This window comes from Streptomyces sp. NPDC059828 (genome assembly GCF_042731955.1).
Lineage (GTDB): Bacteria > Actinomycetota > Actinomycetes > Streptomycetales > Streptomycetaceae > Streptomyces.
Map to the genome: position 1 here is coordinate 18715 of NZ_JBHWIW010000026.1, position 17384 is coordinate 36098.

Annotated in this window: 12 protein-coding genes and 1 riboswitch; of the genes, 3 read left to right on the forward strand and 9 right to left on the reverse strand. The window is 70.2% G+C overall.

Annotation, left to right across the window (positions count from 1 at the left end):
• The first annotated feature begins 222 nt into the window (after positions 1–222).
• A riboswitch (cyclic di-AMP (ydaO/yuaA leader) is annotated at positions 223–414 on the forward strand.
• Entirely contained in the window at positions 413–1561 is a 1149-nt protein-coding gene (locus ACFV6V_RS17530; RefSeq protein ID WP_385565538.1) for an NlpC/P60 family protein, read from the forward strand. Its footprint overlaps the riboswitch before it by 2 nt.
• Before the next feature lie 126 nt (positions 1562–1687).
• Here the strand turns inward: ACFV6V_RS17530 and ACFV6V_RS17535 are convergent, their stop codons facing one another.
• From ACFV6V_RS17535 to ACFV6V_RS17545, 3 genes are all read right to left on the reverse strand, one after another.
• On the reverse strand, positions 1688–2347 hold the full coding sequence (locus tag ACFV6V_RS17535) for a hypothetical protein (protein ID WP_385565541.1): 660 nt from the start codon (positions 2345–2347) through the stop codon (positions 1688–1690).
• Between the two features lie 10 nt (positions 2348–2357).
• Entirely contained in the window at positions 2358–7301 is a 4944-nt protein-coding gene (locus ACFV6V_RS17540) for a ricin-type beta-trefoil lectin domain protein (RefSeq protein ID WP_385565543.1), read from the reverse strand.
• A gap of 486 nt (positions 7302–7787) precedes the next feature.
• On the reverse strand, positions 7788–8141 hold the full coding sequence (locus ACFV6V_RS17545) for a hypothetical protein (protein WP_385565545.1): 354 nt from the start codon (positions 8139–8141) through the stop codon (positions 7788–7790).
• Positions 8142–8391: 250 nt separating this feature from the next.
• Here ACFV6V_RS17545 and ACFV6V_RS17550 point away from each other — a divergent pair, with 250 nt between their 5' ends.
• Positions 8392–9450, forward strand: a complete 1059-nt coding sequence (locus ACFV6V_RS17550) for an NlpC/P60 family protein (RefSeq protein ID WP_385565547.1) — start codon at positions 8392–8394, stop codon at positions 9448–9450.
• A 79-nt stretch (positions 9451–9529) separates the two neighbouring features.
• Here ACFV6V_RS17550 and ACFV6V_RS17555 read toward each other — a convergent pair whose 3' ends face one another.
• The 3 genes from ACFV6V_RS17555 to ACFV6V_RS17565 form a co-directional block, all read right to left on the reverse strand.
• Positions 9530–10669 carry an alpha/beta hydrolase gene (locus ACFV6V_RS17555; RefSeq protein ID WP_385565550.1) on the reverse strand — a complete coding sequence of 380 codons (1140 nt, stop codon included), beginning with the start codon at positions 10667–10669 and terminating at the stop codon, positions 9530–9532.
• Between the two features lie 94 nt (positions 10670–10763).
• Positions 10764–11459, reverse strand: a complete 696-nt coding sequence (locus ACFV6V_RS17560) for a LuxR C-terminal-related transcriptional regulator (RefSeq protein ID WP_385565553.1) — start codon at positions 11457–11459, stop codon at positions 10764–10766.
• A 15-nt stretch (positions 11460–11474) separates the two neighbouring features.
• The gene (locus tag ACFV6V_RS17565) at positions 11475–12836 is read right to left on the reverse strand and encodes a PspC domain-containing protein (RefSeq protein ID WP_385565556.1); all 1362 of its coding nucleotides are present in this window, start codon (positions 12834–12836) and stop codon (positions 11475–11477) included.
• Positions 12837–12950: 114 nt separating this feature from the next.
• On the opposite strand from ACFV6V_RS17565, the gene ACFV6V_RS17570 reads away from it, so the two are divergent.
• Entirely contained in the window at positions 12951–14324 is a 1374-nt protein-coding gene (locus tag ACFV6V_RS17570) for a PspC domain-containing protein (RefSeq protein WP_385565559.1), read from the forward strand.
• Between the two features lie 156 nt (positions 14325–14480).
• On the opposite strand, the gene ACFV6V_RS17575 is transcribed toward ACFV6V_RS17570, so the two are convergent.
• The 3 genes from ACFV6V_RS17575 to ACFV6V_RS17585 form a co-directional block, all read right to left on the reverse strand.
• Entirely contained in the window at positions 14481–15017 is a 537-nt protein-coding gene (locus ACFV6V_RS17575; RefSeq protein WP_385565561.1) for a DoxX family protein, read from the reverse strand.
• A gap of 91 nt (positions 15018–15108) precedes the next feature.
• Positions 15109–16392: a hypothetical protein gene (locus tag ACFV6V_RS17580; protein ID WP_385565563.1), complete on the reverse strand. Its 1284-nt coding sequence runs from the start codon at positions 16390–16392 to the stop codon at positions 15109–15111.
• Positions 16393–16540: 148 nt separating this feature from the next.
• Positions 16541–17359 carry a class II aldolase/adducin family protein gene (locus ACFV6V_RS17585; RefSeq protein ID WP_385565565.1) on the reverse strand — a complete coding sequence of 273 codons (819 nt, stop codon included), beginning with the start codon at positions 17357–17359 and terminating at the stop codon, positions 16541–16543.
• Positions 17360–17384: the final 25 nt, after the last annotated feature.

Consider the following 17384-nt stretch of genomic DNA (forward strand, 5'->3'; position numbering starts at 1 on the left):
GTCTAGGCCGCCGCACTGACAGCCCGCCGCCGCCTTCGCCTCAATCACGCGTCTCGATCACGCCAATCCACGCTCGTCACATTCTGTGAAGTTGCGGCCACGACACGCCAAGGTCACGGAAATGTATCGGACATAATGCGCACCGACCTTCACACGAGCGCCACAGTTTGGCTAGCGTGCTCGCCAAGGCAGCCCGTACCCCCGCGGCGACCAACGCCAATCGGGCAGCTCGCGCCGAATCCGACCATTCCGCAAGGAAGGTGAGGAACCGGGGACCCAACTCTCCTGTGCCCACCCGCACAAGAGGGGCCCCACCGGGGTGAATCGGGCCACGTTGCATCAAGGCCCGTAGGACAACCTTCCGTTCCGTCCGAACCCGACAGCTAACCCGGTAGGCGGCAAACGGAAGGAGATGCCTGCCTTGGCATCGCATCGCAAAGCGCGTGCCCACACGGGTACACGTACGAAGAATCCCGCCGTCGGGTTCACGACGGCAGCCATCGCGGGCGTCACCCTGCTGTCCACGCAGAGCGCCCAGGCCGAACCGCAGCCCAGCGTCGAAGAGGTCCAGAAGAAGGTCGACGACCTCTACCGCCAGGCCGGAACCGCGACCCAGCAGTACGACCGTGCCAAAGAGGAAACGGCGCAGCAGCGCCGCGAGGTGGACCAGCTCCTGGACAACGCCGCGGAGCGCACGGAGTCCCTGAACGAAGCCCGCCGCGCGCTCGGTTCGTACGCCGCCGCCCAGTACCGCACCGGAACGGTCACCCCGACCGCCGCGCTGCTCCTCGCGGACAGCCCGCAGGAGTACTTCGACCAGACGCGCCTGATGGACCGGCTGTCCGAGGAACAGCGCGAAGCCGTCACCGACTTCGAGGAGCAGCGGTCCGCGGCGGCGGATCAGCGCGCGGAGGCGACCAGGAGCCTGGAGACGCTCACCGACTCGCAGGCATCGCTGCGCAGCACCAAGGAGACGGTGCAGCGCAAGCTCGCCGAGGCGCGGGAGCTGTTGTCGAAGCTGACGGCGGAGGAGAGGGCACGGCTCGCGGAACTGGAGCGCCAGCGGGAGGAAGAGGCACACCGCAAGGCGGAGGCGAAGGCCAGGGCCGAGGCAGCGGCCAGAGCGGAGGCCGAGGCCCAACGCCGGGCGCAGCAGGAACAGGAGCAGCAGGGCACGGGAACCGGCGCGGGCACCTCCGCCGGCTCGTACGCCGCCAAGGCGCAGCAGGTGCTGTCCTTCGCCCGCAGCCAGATCGGCAAGCCCTACGTCTGGGGCGCGACCGGACCCAGCTCCTACGACTGCTCCGGCCTCACCCAGGCCGCCTGGCGCGCGGCCGGCGTCGATCTGCCCCGCACCACCTGGGACCAGATCGAGGTGGGTCAGCGGATCGCGGCGAAGGACCTCGTCCCCGGCGACCTCGTGTTCTTCTACGACGACATCAGCCACGTCGGGATCTACATCGGCAACGGGCAGATGATCCACGCCCCGAAGCCGGGCGCGAACGTCCGCGAGGAATCGATCTACTACATGCCGATCCACGGGAGCGTGCGGCCGGCCTGAGCGGGATCACGCTGCGGCCCGGCCGATCGGGGTGGCCTGGCCGCTGCCTGCGGGCCGAACGCATGAGCGCGAAGAAACCCCGCCAGGGACGACCTGGCGGGGTTCGGCTTCACCGAGCTGCCGGGATCACTCCCTGTTCAAGGCAGCTCGCAGACAGGCGATCAGATCGCCGGTCGGCACCTCGGTCCACGTGGCCCCTGGCACCCCCACGCGCATGACCTCATGACGCGCCTCGTCCAACTCATGCACCAGGACCTGGCGGCTCGTTCCGTCCAGCGGATCCACCCGCAGCCGGACGGCCCCGTGCGAGATCGTCGGGAACATGCTCCGCAGCACGTCATCCGCATGGAGGCGACGCAGAAGGTTCCGCTCTCCTCGGTGGAAGTCGGACGACAGGAGGTCGGACCACTGCGCAGAAATGAGCTCCCCGCTGTCGAGTGCCCTGGCGAACTCATCGAGCTCCATGAACGTGAACCTCGTCGCCAGTTCTTCGAGCGGCACGCCCGCCCGCCATGCGGCAACCGCCTCCACGAGCAATCCGAGATCGTCCGTCGAGCCGATCTCCCAGGTGAACCCGGGAATGTGGACGCGCATCCGGAACAGTCGCTCATCGGCCGCGGGATCGACTGACACGACCCCCCTCGCCGTCTCGACACTGACCACGTCGACGTCCCAGGGCGATAGCCCGATGTCGCATCCGCGCAGTTCCGCTGCCTCCTTCATGGCTGGTCCGAGGCCACCCGACGCGGTCACGTCCGGGTACAGGTGCTTCTGATCGGTTCCCATACTCGATTCCTCAGCAGTGGCAGGATCCGATGACCGAACCCTTCACGGGGCCAAGATCTCCCTTCAGCACCGAAAGGTCCGGCATGTCCGTCGGGGGGTCCAGCTTCATGGCTCCACCTGGACCCGACGGGGAGTAGAACTTGATCGAACTCCACGGGCGCTGGCCGTTGATGACGGCCCTCGCGATCATGGACATCTCGTAGTCCGTGGCGTGTCCGGCCTCACCGGCGTTCAGGCCGCGCTGGGCGGCCTTCATGAAGCCCCCGAGTTCGTTCAGTCCCGTCATGTTGACGTGGAGCGCCACGTTCGGGTCGGCGATGGCCATTTCCGCGATCCGGGCGAAGTCCCTCGGAGACGCGTTGGAGAAGGTCTGGAACTTGTTCTCGGGAAGCCCAGCCCACTCGTCGAGCTTCCCCTTATTCTGCCACCCCAAGGCCACCTTGCAGTTGTGCACGAGAACGTCGTCGGGGCGCTCGCCCGTCGTGCGCACGAAGAACGTGTGCAGGTCGTCGACCGTGAGGTCGTAGACCGTGCGCGGAGCCAGGCCCGAGCGGTCGTGTAGTGCGGTCACCGGGCGGACGGAGCCGTCCGGGGTGCGCAGGCGATCGCCGACGCGCAGGTCGGAGACCAGCGTCCACCCGCGATCCGCCACGTAGAACTTGTGGCCGGCGGTGCTGGCGAGCTTCCCCCCGTCGGCAACGGTGATGTCCACCAGCCGCTGGGTGTCGTGCTTGAAGGTGTCGGTGACCTGCCGGGCCCGCAGCCGGCCGGAAGCCGGGTCCGTGGCCTTGACGAGGTCACCCACGCCCACCTGGCTGATGGGCCGGTGCGAGCCGTCCGCCATCAGCACCTGGGTGGTGCCGGGGAAGCTGTTCGCCTTGCAGGCGGTGTACAGGTCTTCGTAGGCGTTGATGGTGCTGTTGAGCTTGGCGATGGTCCCGGGGTCGAGGTCGAGGACCTTGAGTGCGTGGAACGCGTCACGGACTCCGACGCCGGTCTTCATGGCGGCGTCCAGGGCCCGGATCCCTTCGAAGACCTTGCCGAACGCCTTGCCCGGGATGAAGTTGCTCAGCGCCCAGGCGCAGCCGCTGGCGCTGCCGTGCCAGCAGTCGACGAAGTCCTGGACCAGGACCGCCTTGATGACCTGGTAGGCCAGGGTCATCTCGATGAGTTCCAGCTTGGAGAAGTACCGGGTGACCTCCTGCTTCATCCCCGGGATGCGCTTGCTCTCGACGAGTAGCGTGTCCTGGCGCGGGCAGGAGCTGCCGCTGGCCATCGCGTCGGGGTTGGTGCAGAGGAAGAAGTCGACCACGGCGCTGAAGGTGACCGTGAACGTGGTGGTGCAGCCTTCGAACCCGACGGTGATCACGCAAGGGTTGTGCTGTTTGGCGTCGGTGATCTCGATGGTGTCTTCGTCGACGACGTACCAGGTGCCGCCGACTCCGGTGCCCGCACCGGTGGAGACCTGCTTGTTGGCGGCGTTGCGAGCCGCTTCCTCCACTGCCTTCTGGGCGCTCTGGGCGTACTTGAGTGCGTCCTTGGCGGCCTGTTCGGCTTCGGTGGCGGCTGCGTCGGCGCGGGTGGCGGCGGCGCGGGCGTCCTTGGCGGCCTGCTCGGCCGCGGCTGCGGCCTCGCGTGCGGCCTGGGCGTCGAGTGCGGCCTGGTCGGCGGACTCCCGGGCCTCCTTGGCGTAGCCCTCGGCGCGTCCGGCCGCCTGGTCGGCGGCAGCGGCGTCCGCGGTCGCCTGGCGGTCGTACTCCACCGTGCGGGCCAGTGACGCCGACGCTGCCGACGCTGCCTTGGCGGCATCGGCCGCGTAGCCGAGGGCCTCCTTGGAGTAGGTGCGGGCGTTGGCCGCGTGGCCGGCGGCGTTGGCCGCGTACTGGTAGGCGATCTTCGCGTCGCCCGTCGCCTGGTCCGCGAGGTTCTTCGCGGCCGCGGCCTCGGCCAGCGCGTTCTTGGCGTGGGCGTCGGCGACGGCCTTCTGCTGGTCGGCGATCGACTTCGACGCCTGCCCCGTCAGCACGACCAGACTGGCCGCGGAGTCGCTGGTGACATACGGGGACCCCAGCTGGATCGCGTCGTTGGCGGGCTTGGCGACCTGGGCGGCGGCATTGCCCGCGTCGACCGCGGCCTGCGCGGTGACATGGGCGAAGCCCGCGGCCTTCGCCGCAGCCTCCAGAGCCTTGACAGCCTCCTTGCTCGCCTCGTCCGCCTCGGACTTGGCGGTCTTCGCCAGCTTCTCGGCCTCGTCGGCGAGCGCAACGGCCGTCTTGGCCTCCGCCATCGCGTGCTGGGACGCGTTGATGGCATCGGCCACGGCGCTGGTCGCGGTCTTCACCGCGGCGTCGGCCTTCAGCTTGGCGGCCTGGGCCGCGTCGGCGTTTGCTCGGGAGCGCTTGGCCGCTGCTTCGGCGCGGGTGGCCGCGGCATCCGCCTCGGCCGCGGCCTGAGAGGCGGCGTCCGCCGCCGTACGGGCCCGGCCGGCGGCAGCCTCGGCATCATCCGCGTACGCGTCCGCGGCGTTGGCCGCCGCCCGGGACTCCTGGGCGCTGGAGTCGGACTCGTGGGCCTCGGCGAACGCCTCCTTGGCGTCGGCCTTGGCCCGGGCGGAGTCCGCCTTCTGCGCCGCGTCCCACGCGTCGTCGTTCAGATCGCGGGCGTTGTCACGGGCCTTGACCGCGTCGTTCTTCCGCGCGACGGCGGTCGACTCGGCGGCTTCCGCCTTCTCCTTGGCATCCTGGGCGTTCGCCGCCTCGGCCTGCGCGGTCTTCTTGTGCTGGTTGGCCTCGGCCTGCTTGGCCGCGGCGGTCTCCTTCTCCGCCTTTGCCGTCTTCTCCTCGGCCTCGGCCGCAAGCCGCTTGGCGTGCGCGTCAGCAGCAGCGGCCTTCGCGTCCGCCTCCGCCTTCAGCGCGACGACGAGCTTCGCCTCCGCCGTCTCCTTGTCCTTCTTCGCGTTGTCCCGGTGCAGCTTCGCCGCATCCGCAGCCGCCTTCGCCTGCAACTCGGCCTTGTGCGCGGCCTCCTTGCGGAACTCCGCGTTGACCTGCGCGGCCTGCGCCAGCGCACGCTGCGCGATCGTGTCGCTGTCGCTCGCGGAGGCACGGGTGGCCGCCTCAGCGGTCTCACCGGCCTTCACCATCGCCGTCAACGCGGCCACGATGCCCTTGGTGACCTGCGCCTTCTGCTGACCGACCAGCAGACCACGACCCCGCGGCGCACCAGCGGCATCCGCGATCCCGTACGCCGCCTGCTCGGCCGCATCCGAGGCGGTACCCGACTTCTTGGCGCTCTCCAGCTGCACCTTCAGCGCGGCCAGCTGCTTCTTCGCCGCCGCCTGCGTGTCGGTGACGCCCTTCTTCGCCTTGTCGAACTGCACCTTGTCCGGATACGACAGGCTGTCCGTACCCTTGTGACCCGACGGCTTGATCAGGAACTTCTGCGCACTGGCGTCCTTGCAGTCCCACAGCCGCGCGTCCGTGCTCTTGGTGAACGCACTCAGATCCAGGCACTTGCCCGTGGACACACTCTTCAGCGGCGAAGAGGCGCGGACATCGCCCTTCCACGACTGGCCCTTGGACTTGTAGCAGTCCGAGATCTGGATCTTCGTACCGTTGGCCGACGCGTTCCCCGCCACATCCAGGCACTTGAACGAGCCCACATTGCGGAGGTGGAGGTCGTCCTCGCTGCCCTCGATCGTCCACTGCTGAGCGGCGCCGCCGTTGCAGGTGTAGATCTGGACCGCCGTGCCGTTGGTCTTGCCGCCGCCCTGGACGTCCAGGCAGCTGCCCTTGGCGCCGGGTACCTCGATCGTCACATAGCTGTCGCCGATCCAGCCCATACCGCCCGCGGACCAGTAGTCCTGCCAGCGCGCCAGACGGTCGGCGATCCAGGAGTGGCCCAGCAGGTCACCCAGCGTCTTCGCACCGGTGGCCAGAGAGGTGGTGGCGTCCTTGTTTGCGGTCAGGAGCTGATTGCGCTGGGTCGCCTGGGAGGCGACCTCCTTCTGCCACTCCTGCGCCGCCGTGTCCGACAGGTCACCCAGGACCTTGTTCGGATCCACCGGATCACGCCACGCGCACGACGCGAACCGCGTCTTCAGATCCTCCACCGCGACCCGGTACTCGGCCGTGCCCGGCTGCGGCGCCGTGCGCGGGAAGCCGCCTGAGCCGAGGAAGATCCGGGCGTTGTCCGCCCCCGTCGGCTCCAGGGACCAATCGGTCAGATGCTCGAACCCGTCGTGCTCGGCAACGTCCCGGTTCCAATGGGGATTGTTCGCGGCCGAGGGGTCCTTGCCGTACAACGGCCCGCCGAGGTCCTTGACGGCCTTCACCGTCGCCGCGTCAGCCTTCGGCGTGGGGTCCTCGTAGAAGTCTGACTCGCTCTTCCAGAACCGGTCGGCGACCCACTTCGTCAGACCGGTCTGGCTGTAGAAGTCCTGCTGGCCGTCGCCGGGTGAACCCGGAGGCCAGTGGAACCCTGCCACCGTGAACCCAGCGGGAGTCTCCAGCCCGTCAAGCGGCTTCTGCCAGGTGCCCCGCTGAGCATGGAGGACATCCAGCTCCTTGTCCGCGGCGTCGCGGTCCTTCTTGAACGCCTGGGCGAGCAGAGTGTCCTGCCAGTGCTGGCGGTTGGCCAGCTCATGCAGCTTCTCCTGCGACTGGTTGAGACCGTCCTGCGCGGTCGCGGACATCGACGTGCCGCCGAGGCGCAGCACATCGGACATCAGGCACTGGTCCTGCCGCAGCTCCTCCGCGGGTGTCTCCACGTACCAGTCGTAGTCGTTGCCCACCGTGGTCATGCGCGGTTCGGCGTTCCCGCTGACCGCGTCCGGCTGCACGGCGAGACCGCCGAGAACGGCCAGTGCGGCCGCGGAGGTGATGGCGGTGGTGAGAGTGGTGGATGAGCGTGATCTGGGGCTGAACAACCCCGGTCTGAATCGCAAGACGGGCATCCTTCACAGCGAGCGTGGGCAGGCGGGGTGGCCGCCGGAAGAGAGAGCGGTGGCGTGGTGCCAAGCGCTGGTCAGCCAGCCGTCCCGGCGTGGAGACGGGTGCAATGGGTGGTCGCGCCGACCGCTGCGGTACGCACCGTGAGCCGATGCCGATGCTGCTGATGCCGATATGGCGGCATGAACGTTTTGCCTCTCCCCCGTGGCGGCGTTGTTCCCCCGGCCGCCAGTGATGTGCACGCGTCACGACTGAGTCGGTCAAGACCCTCGTCCGCGCGCGGCGCTCACCATAGTCGCAGTTCAATCCGTTGCGACAAGAGGCGATTTCCGCATCCGGAGCCGCCTGACGGGGCCAGTTGCCGGGCCGGTTCGAGACCGGCGCATGCAAATGCCATGCTCATGCCGGGAGTTTCCTGTGAGGCTCATGTGAAGAGAGGGGCGCAGGGGCCGATACTCCTGGCCAATAGTTGGCTGGAAATATGCGCTTGGTCAGGTCCAGAGCGTCGCGATGAAGATGTTGGCGACGGTCAGGCAGCCCACCGCGCCGAACACCGCCTTGTCCACCGTCTCCTCGTCCCGCTTCACGTAGACGAGGCCGAGGATCACCACCAGCACCGCCAGCTTGACGCCGACCTTGAGGTTGTTCACGGTCTGGCCGTCCGCCTCGTTGAGCCCCACCAGCGCCACACCCGTGACCAGCATCGTCAGCGCACCGTGCAGCATCGCCGGAGTGAAGCGCGCCGTCCCGGCACCCATGGCCTTCATCTGGGTCAGGAAACCCCCGAGCAGCGCGGCGATACCGATGATGTGCAGCGCGACGAAGACATTGATGAGTACGTCCATGGCACCGGAGCCTAGCTCTCCGGTCGGAAACCGACCGGAGCGGGGCGACTTCCGCCAATATCGGTCATGCCGTCCCAGCGGCGCACCGCGTCGGTCTAGCGTCCTCCCCCAGGCGATCGACCTGCCGATTTCATACCGGTCAGCAGACTCGACCGCCACGCCGAAGGATCCGGCGGCGGCCGCTTCCCCTGGGCGGACCGCCGCCGGAACCGCACGGAACGACCTGCCGGACACCGGAAGGACTGGCCTCGTGGCAGCGCACCGCAGACCCAAGCAGCGCACCCTGGGCGGCACTGCCGCCCGCACCGCTCTCACCGTCGCGCTGGCGGGTGCCGCGACGGGCACTCTCTACGAGGGCGCCGGGCACGCCGAGCCCGGTGCCACACCCGAGCAGCTGAGGGCCAAGGCCGACACCCTGTACCGGGAGGCGGAGGAGGCCACGGAGCGGTACAACGGTGCGAAGGAGGCGGCCGCGGGGGCCCGCACCGCGCTCGACGGGTTGCGCGACGAGGCCGCCCGGCGCACGGAACGGCTCAACGCCTCCCGCAACGCACTCGGTTCGATCGCCACCGCGCAGTACCGTGCGGGCGGTCTCGACCCGGCCGTGCAACTCGCGCTCAGCTCCGACCCTGACGCCTATCTGGCAGGCGCCGAGTTCACCGAGCGGGCCGGCGCCCGGCAGGCCGCCACCCTGGCCGGGATCCGCAAGCAGTCCCGGGAGCTGGCCCAGCTCCGTAGCGAAGCCGTCGGAACACTGGACGAGCTGACGGCACGTCAGGAGGAGCTCGCCCGGCACCGCACGGCCGTACGCGAGAAGCTCGCCGCCGCCCGGTCCGTCCTGGCCCGGATGACGCCCGCCGAGCAGGCCGGCTACGCGAGCCAGGACGGCACAGCGCCCGGGCGGGCCGACCGCGACACCGCGCGCGGCGATGCCCCCGGTGGCACCGCCGATGCCCCCAATCCCCGTGCGGCACAGGCCATCGCGTATGCCTACGGCGCACTCGGAAGTCCCTATGTCTGGGGTGCGACCGGCCCATCGGCCTACGACTGCTCGGGTCTCACCCAGGCCGCCTGGCGGTCGGCCGGGGTCGCCCTGCCCCGGACCACCTACACCCAGATCGACGCCGGACGCCGCGTACCACGCTCCCAACTCGCACCCGGCGACCTGGTGTTCTTCTACTCCGGCATCTCACACGTGGGGCTCTACATCGGCAACGGCCAGATGATCCACGCCCCGCGGCCGGGCGCACCGGTACGGGTCGCGCCCATCGACCAGATGCCGTTCGCCGGCGCGACCCGGGTGGTCTGACCGCGACCCGTGGCACGTGACGCAGCCCTGCCCCGGTCGTCGACGCTCTGTCCTGGCACGGCGCACATCCCTGAAGTCCTCAGCGCGCGGCCGCCGTCATACGCGGCGCCCCCTCGGCGGAGAGCTTGCTGGTCAGCCAGCGGAAGACATCCGGGACCTGGCGCTTCCAGCCCTCGGTGTCATGGGGGCCCATGACCTCGACGACCGCGACGTGCGTCGGGGCCTTTGCCGCGGCACGCAGGGCGAGGCCCGCTTCGAGGCCGTCGCCCTTCGCCCCTGAGACGTAGAGCGAGGTGTGCGGGGCCCTGGGTGCGGACTCGAGGATGGCGAGCGGGTTGTTGGCCCGGCGAAGCTCGGGGTCGAAGGCCGTGATGGACGCCTTCTCGGCGGCCGGGTCGTTGTAGCCGGACAGGCTGACCCCGGCGCGGTAGCGGTCGGGGTGGGCGATGGCGAGCTTGGCCGCGCAGTGGCCGCCCGCCGAGTAGCCGGCGACGGCCCAGCCGTCCGGGCGCTGCGAGGCGCGGAAGCTGTCCATGATCGCCTTGCGGACGTCGACGCTGATCCAGCTGTCCGCGTTGACCTTCCCCGGCACGTTCGCACAGCCCGTGTCCATTCCCTGGAGCAGGGTGGTACGCGGCGCCACCATGATGAACGGAGCCACCTCGCCGCGCTCCATCATGGGCTTGAGCTGCTCCTGGACCCTGAGTGAGGTGAACCAGGCCCGTGAGGCACCCGGGTAACCCGGCAGCAGCTCCACGACGGGGAACCTCGTCTTGCGGTAAGCGGGATCGTGGTACTGCGGCGGCAGCCAGACGAACACCTCGCCCCCCGCCCCCGAGACCTGGCCGGTGAACTCCGTCACCAGCACGCCCGGCCCGATGTTGGGGTCGTCGGCGGGCTTGAAGACCTGCTTGGACGCCGGCAGATCGGCGAACCGCGTGCCGCCCAAACCGTCCCGCCCGAGATCCTCGGCGGCCCTCACGTGCACGCCGGTGCCGAGCAGGTCGTCCCAGCTTCCGTAGAGACCGTTGCTGTTGTTCACGCCCACGAAAACCACGAGCAGCGCGGTCACCTGTGCGAAGCCGAGCATCAGCAGCCGGGTGGCCCCGCGCAGCAGTGCAGGTCCGCGCACCCGGCTCCAGAGAGCCAGTGGCAGCAGTAAGGCGACCACGGCCAGCACGATCGTGGCCATGAAGAAGGGCGTCCCGGTCAAGCTCATCACGGTCAGTCAGAGGGAAACCGGGACGCTCTGGTTGCCATCTCGGTGCGGCGGTTGCATAACAGAATCCGCAGCAACGGCCCGCCGCACACGCTCACACCAGCCGGCGTGCCGTGGCCCACCTCGTCAGCTCATGCCGGTTCGACAGCTGGAGCTTCCTGAGCACCGCCGACACATGCGACTCGACCGTCTTCACGGAGATGAAGAGCTGCTTGGCGATCTCCTTGTACGCGTATCCGCGCGCGATCAGCCGCAGCACCTCCCGCTCCCGCTGGGTGAGCCGGTCAAGGTCCTCGTCCACCGGAGGGGCATCGGTCGAGGCGAACGCGTCCAGCACGAATCCCGCCAGCCGCGGTGAGAACACCGCGTCCCCGTCCTGGACCCGGAAGACCGAGTCGACCAGATCGCTGCCGGTGATCGTCTTGGTGACATAGCCGCGGGCACCGCCGCGGATCACGCCGATCACGTCCTCCGCCGCGTCCGACACCGAGAGCGCGAGGAAGCGCACAGGGTGTTCCCCGCCCATCAGCCCCGCGCAGCGGCGCAGCACCTCCACCCCGCCGCCGCCCGGGAGGTGCACGTCGAGCAGCACGACCTCCGGGCGGGTCGCAGTGATCACGGTGACCGCCTGGTCGACGTCGGCGGCCTCACCGACCACCTCGACTCCCGTCGCCTCCGTGCGACCGATCTCGGCCTGCACCCCGGCCCGGAACATCCGGTGGTCGTCGACGAGCACGACCCGTACGCGACGCTCCGCGCCCTGCTCGCCCCCGTCGGTCTGCTCGGTCATTCGTCCGTCCGCCTCTCACTGTCCTGGGGAAGTGCCGTGGGAAGTGCCGTGTGGGGTCCCCTCACGGGTCTCCGTCCCGCGTTCCATCTCGAGCTCCACCTCGGTGCCCCCGCCCGGCACGGAGCGCAGCCGCGCCGTGCCGCCGTTGCGCTGCATACGCCCGATGATCGATTCTCTTACGCCCATCCGGTCCTCGGGAACCGCGTCAGGGTCGAAGCCGGGCCCCCTGTCCCGTACGGAGACGAACACGGTACGGCCCTCGACCTCCGCGTACACCTGCACCGGGCCGCCCTCGCCACCGTACTTGGCGGCATTGACCATCGCCTCACGCGCGGCCTGCATCTGCGCCACCAGCCGCTCGTCGAGCGGGCAGTCGCCGACCACCACCACCTCGAGCGGGACACCGTGCTTGTCCTCCACCTCGGCGGCGGCCTTCTTCACCGCGTCGGACACGGTGGCCGGCTCCTCGTCCGCCTCCTTGCCCGTGCCCTCCGGGCGGTAGAGCCAGTTCCGCAGCTCGCGCTCCTGGGCGCGTGCCAGCCTGCGCACCTCGCCGGCGTCGTCCGCGTTCCGCTGTATCAGGGTGAGTGTGTGCAGGACGGAGTCGTGCACATGGGCGGCGACCTCGGCCCGCTCCTGGGCGCGGATACGCATCAGACGTTCTTCGGACAGGTCCTGGGTCATCCGCACCAGCCAGGGGCCCACCAGCAGACCCACCCCGACGATCACGGCGATCGCGGCCGTCATGACATTGCCGAACTGGGCGGCCGAACCCCGGACGACGACGAACACGGTCAGGCCCATGCCGACCAGGGCGACCCCGGCGAGACCGCGCGCCAGCTGGAACAGCCGGCGGCGTGTGCCATCGCCGGTCCACCGGGCCCGGCGTGCGTTGTCCGCCTGGCGCCACACCAGGACGAGACCGGTGCCTATCAGCAGTACCGGCCAGACATAGCGGTTGGCAGGGCCGCCCAGATCGACGTTGGCGACGAACGAGGCGGCCCCGATCAGCAGGCCGAACAGTGCGAACAGCTGGCCCTTGTCAGGCTTGCGCAGCCGCCGTCTGCCGTCGGCGGTGGTCTCGAAGACCGGCTTCGGGTCGGCGGACCGGCCGCCGACGCCGAGCGGCACCACGATCCAGAACACCGCGTACAGCAGCGCGCCCAGCCCGTCGGCCATGAAGAGGCAGAAGAAGATCAGCCGGACCCAGACCACGGGCAGCCCGAGATGGCCGGCGAGGCCGCGCGCCACACCGCCGAGCCACCGCCCGTCGGCGCTGCGGTACAGCTTGCGGACGGGCGGTTCTTCGGTTTCCGGCAGGCGGGCTGCTGCGGCTGACATGCCCCGATGGTCACACGTCCGTCCCGCCGCGGGCATCAGGGCCGCCCCTGAGACCGACCCTGATCCCCCGGATCCCGGAAGGGGAATATCAGGGACGGGCCAGGGTCGGGGCGGCTGCCGCAGCGGGCCGGGGCCCGTCACCATGGAGTCATGACACAGCCGACCGCTCCGCCCCCCGCGCCACCGCGGGAGCAGCAGCCCCAGCTTCGCCGGACCCCGCGGCAGAAAGTCGTGGCCGGTGTCTGCGGTGGGCTCGGGCGGTACTGCGACATCGACCCGGTGATCTTCCGGATCGTCATCGCGGTGCTCGCGGTGATGGGCGGCGTCGGTCTGATCTTCTACGGGTTCGCCTGGCTGCTGATCCCGCTCGAGGGCGAGGAGGAGAACGAGGCCCGCCGTGCGCTGTCGGGACGGGTCGACGGCGCGGCACTGATCGCCGTGGTGATGGCCCTGCTCGGTTGCGCACTGTTCTTGTCGATGCTCGGCAACGGCACCACGCTCGGCTTCGCCGCGCTGCTGTCCATCGCCGTGACGGCGGCCGCGTTCTGGTCGCAGCGTCGCAGCCTGGCCGCGTCCGACGGCGGCCCGCTCGACCCCGCGACGGCGCAGGCCGTCAAGGAGGCACCACCGGAGACCAAGGCCCCGCCGGTGCCGGGCGGGCCTTCGTGGTGGCGTGATCCGATCGTCAAGGACGGTTCGACGGGCCCGGTGGCCACCGGTTATCTCTGGGGACCGCCCGACGCGGTGGTCGGTGCCTGGGCCGCAGCCGCGCCACGGCATCCGGGTGCGCACGGGGACCGCGGCCGGGCGCAGGAGTGGATACCGGGCGGGTTCGCGGGTCCGGTCCCGGGCACCGCGCGCCCACGCGGGCCGCGTGGCATCGGGGGGCTTGTCTTCCTGCTCGCGCTGCTCGCGGGGGGTCTCGGTGCCGGGCTGAGCTGGCACGGGCAGCCGCTCGGCACCAGCCTGGAGACCGGCTTCGCGTGCGCCCTCGCGGTGTTCGGCCTGGGCCTGCTGATCAGTAGTTTCCTCGGGCGTACGGGCGGGGGCACGGTCCTGCTGACGATGGTCACCGCCCTGCTGCTGGCGGGCTCGGCGGTGCTGCCCGAGAAGATCGGCACCCGGTGGACGCGTACGGAGTGGCAGCCGACTGCCGTGGCGGCGGTCGCACCCCGCTATGAGCTCGGCACCGGTGACGCCCGGCTCGATATGGGCGGTCTCGAGATCCCGGCGAAGTCGTCCGTGCACACCGAGGTGGAGGTGGGTGCGGGCCGGCTGAGGGTGATCGTGCCCCAAGACGCCACGGTGAAGATCACCGCCGAGACCGGTCTCGGCGCGGTCCGGCTGTCAGGCGACCAGCGGGAGCGCGTGGACGTGGGCCCGGACCAGCGGCGCACGGTCACGCTCCCCCCTTCCGGAGATGCAGGCAAGAGGCCGGGCGAGAAGGCGGCACCGGCCGGGACGCTCACGCTCGACCTTCAGGTCGGGCTCGGTCTGGTGGAGGTCACCCGTGCTGCTCCATGAGTTCAGGCCCGCCCGGCTGATCGCCGGTGCGGCGGCCCTGTCGGCTGCCGCGGCGTATCTCGGTGAGGTGGCGGGTGCCTGGGAGGTCCCGTGGTTTGTGGCTCTGCCGCTGGTCTTCGGGGGTCTGTTCCTGGCCGGTGTGGTGGCTCTGGCGCACTACCGGCTCAGACGGCGCCGTTCCGCGATGGCCGCGTCTGCGGAGAGCACCGAGGCACCGGCCAGCACAAGCGGCAGCCAGGCCATCAGATAGATCAGGTCGTTGCCGTAGTAGTACGGCGACGTCTGCCAGCTCACCGTCAGCCACAGGCTCAGCGAGATCAGCGCACCGCCGAACGCGGCAAGCCGCGCCAGCAGTCCGATCAGGGTGCCGATGCCGACGGCGAGTTCGCCGATGGCGATGGCGTAGCCGAAGCCCGCGGGGTTCTTCAGGGCCAGGTCCACCAGGCCCGGGATCGCCGAGGAGCCGCGCACCGACCTCATGAGCTCGCCGATCGAGCCGGTGCCGCTCGCCGAGAGGAAGGCCGGGTCCAGGAGCTTGTCGAGCCCGGCGTAGATGAAGGTGACGCCGAGGAAGAGCCGCAGGGGCAGCAGCGCGTACCGCTGCGCGGTGCCCTTCCAGCCGTCGTCGCCGTCCCGCCGCTCGTCGATCAGTCCGTATGTTGCCATCGTCGTCGTCCGGTCCATATGCGCCATCGTCGCCTCCGCGTCGTACCCGGCTGGAACGATTCTTCCCACGATCCGCAGATATGACTACGTAGCTGACGGCCATATGGCTCAGCGGGGTTCAGTCCGTGACGTCGATACTCACCCGGTTGGACTCGGCGCCTGCCGCGGTCACCACCTGTACGTCGACCCGGCCTGGTTCGACATCGACCGGGACCGGAACCCTGATGCCGGCGTCGGTGGGGTTGGTGAAGCCCCCGGCCACGGGTACGAGCGGGACATGCACATGGACGGGGCCGATGCGGACCGTCATGCGGGCCAGCCGGTCCGGGGCGCCCGCGCCCGGGGGGACGAAGCCCGCGCCCCGGATCTCGATGTCGTCCCCGGTCCTGATCGGGCCGTCCAAGTCGCCCGGTTCACGGGCACGGACCACCGAGAGGACGACGGGCCGCGAGCCCTCGGCGTACTTCCCGGCCAGATAGACGAACGCCGAGACCAGCGCCAGGGCGGTCACGCTCCAGGGGAGCCGCGGCAGCCCTCCGGGGTCCCGGACGAGGACGACGGCGGCGTAGCTCAGACTCGCCGCGCCGACGAGGACGTACTGCGTGTCCGTGAAACTGCCGCGCCCGCCGTCGTCGCACAGCAGATCGGCAGTGCGCGGATGGTCGGCCTGCACCTTCTGCACCCGCTGGGTGAGGATGCGTACGGTGACAACCCGGCGTACGACCACGGCGATCAGGCAGACGACGGCCACCACGAGCAGGAGGGCGGCACCCCGGGCAAGCCCGGATCCGCCACCGGGTCCGCCGCCCGGCCCACCCCCCGGCGCGTCCGGCGACACCCCCGCCACAGCCAGCCGGAAGGCCAGGAACAGCACACTTGAGGCGGCGAACAACACCCAGGCCGCCGCGACCACCCGCGAGGTGGACAGGCGGTTGTCCTCGCCGACCACCGGGGCGAGCAGCCCGCCGTGAGCCCGGTGCAGCCATGCGGCACCGGTGAGCAGGACAGCGGCGGAGAGCGCGGCGGCGAGCGCCGCGGTACGCGTCGGGCCCCATCCGGTACCGATGGCGGTCACCGCGAGCACGGTCAGCGACAGACCGGCACAGCCCCACACCGCGAGCAGCGTGCGCAGCCAGACGCGGTGCAGCCAGGCCGCTCCCGCCGCCCTGCTGCGCTCGGCGACGGCACGGGCCGACGCGGTCAGCTCATCCGAGATCCACTGGCGGGACGCCCCTTCGGAGTAGGCGATCTGCGCGGGCAGCCCCCGCCCCGAAGCAAGCTCGTCCCGGCGCGCGCCGAACTCGGCGACCGCACGACGGTGCCCCTCCCGTGCGCCATGGGGACAGTCCCCGCAGGTGCAACCGCCGCCGTGCACGCTGTGTCCCGCCTCTTGCACCGCCACGGCGACGCACCCTTCCACCAGAGCTGAGCAGCTGAGCAACCGCCTTGTATTTACAAGGAATTGTGCCGTACGGGCGGTCGTCGGACGGGCCTTACAAGACGATACGCGGGGAATGCGAGGGTGATTGCCTCACGATCAAATTGACGTACTACGACATGAGTTCGGGTTCGGCGCCGACGATCCGGCGCCACAGCGGCTGATAGCTGATCCATGCGACGAGATCCCCGCCCAGCTGCTCGCGCGTGGCCACGGCGTCCCGGTGCGCGATGAGCACCGGCTTGCCGGCCGTCCGAGCCGCGAGCTGCACCTGGGCGCAGCGCTCCATGGCAATGAACCACCAGGCGGCGGCGTCGACGGAGTCCCCGACGGTCAGCAGACCGTGGTTGCGCAGGATGACGGCCTTGCGATCGCCGAGTGCGGTGGCGATGCTGCGCCCCTCGGCGGCGTTCACGCTCACCCCCGTGTAGGCGTCGTACAGGGCATGGTCCTCGTAGAACGCGCAGGCTTCCTGGGTCATGGGTTCGATGAGCTCCCCGAGCCCGGCCAGCGCCCGTCCGTGCACGGAGTGCGTGTGCGCGACGGCCACGACCCCCGGCCGCGCCCGGTGCACCTCCGCGTGAACGGCGAACGCCGCCTGGTTGACGCGCTGGGCGCCCTCGACGACCTGCCCTTCCCCGTTGACCAGGACCAGCTTGCCCGCGGTCATCGTGGCGAACGGCTCCCCGAAGGGGTTCACCCAGTAGCAGTCGTCGAACTCGGGATCGCGCGCCGTGATGTGCCCGGACACCCCCTCCTCGTATCCGAGCCCCGCGAACACCCGCAGCGCCCCGGCAAGCCGCTGCTTCCGGTGCGCCCGCTCGTCGGCGAAGGACTCGTGTACGGGCGGCATGGCGAACCGCAGCTGGTCGACGGGTACGGGCGCGGGCACGGAAACAGGCGCGGGGGCCTTCGCCGGGATCTTGTCCATGCGGCGGAAGGTAGCGCCGCACTCC

Bases quoted from the DNA above. Each gene is read 5' to 3' on its own strand.
- ACFV6V_RS17530 (WP_385565538.1), top strand. From the start codon at position 413: ATGCCTGCCTTGGCATCGCATCGCAAAGCGCGTGCCCACACGGGTACA.
- ACFV6V_RS17535 (WP_385565541.1), bottom strand. From the start codon at position 2,347: ATGGGAACCGATCAGAAGCACCTGTACCCGGACGTGACCGCGTCGGGT.
- ACFV6V_RS17540 (WP_385565543.1), bottom strand. From the start codon at position 7,301: ATGCCCGTCTTGCGATTCAGACCGGGGTTGTTCAGCCCCAGATCACGC.
- ACFV6V_RS17545 (WP_385565545.1), bottom strand. From the start codon at position 8,141: ATGGACGTACTCATCAATGTCTTCGTCGCGCTGCACATCATCGGTATC.
- ACFV6V_RS17555 (WP_385565550.1), bottom strand. From the start codon at position 10,669: ATGAGCTTGACCGGGACGCCCTTCTTCATGGCCACGATCGTGCTGGCC.
- ACFV6V_RS17560 (WP_385565553.1), bottom strand. From the start codon at position 11,459: ATGACCGAGCAGACCGACGGGGGCGAGCAGGGCGCGGAGCGTCGCGTA.
- ACFV6V_RS17565 (WP_385565556.1), bottom strand. From the start codon at position 12,836: ATGCCCGCGGCGGGACGGACGTGTGACCATCGGGGCATGTCAGCCGCA.
- ACFV6V_RS17570 (WP_385565559.1), top strand. From the start codon at position 12,951: ATGACACAGCCGACCGCTCCGCCCCCCGCGCCACCGCGGGAGCAGCAG.
- ACFV6V_RS17575 (WP_385565561.1), bottom strand. From the start codon at position 15,017: ATGGCGCATATGGACCGGACGACGACGATGGCAACATACGGACTGATC.
- ACFV6V_RS17585 (WP_385565565.1), bottom strand. From the start codon at position 17,359: ATGGACAAGATCCCGGCGAAGGCCCCCGCGCCTGTTTCCGTGCCCGCG.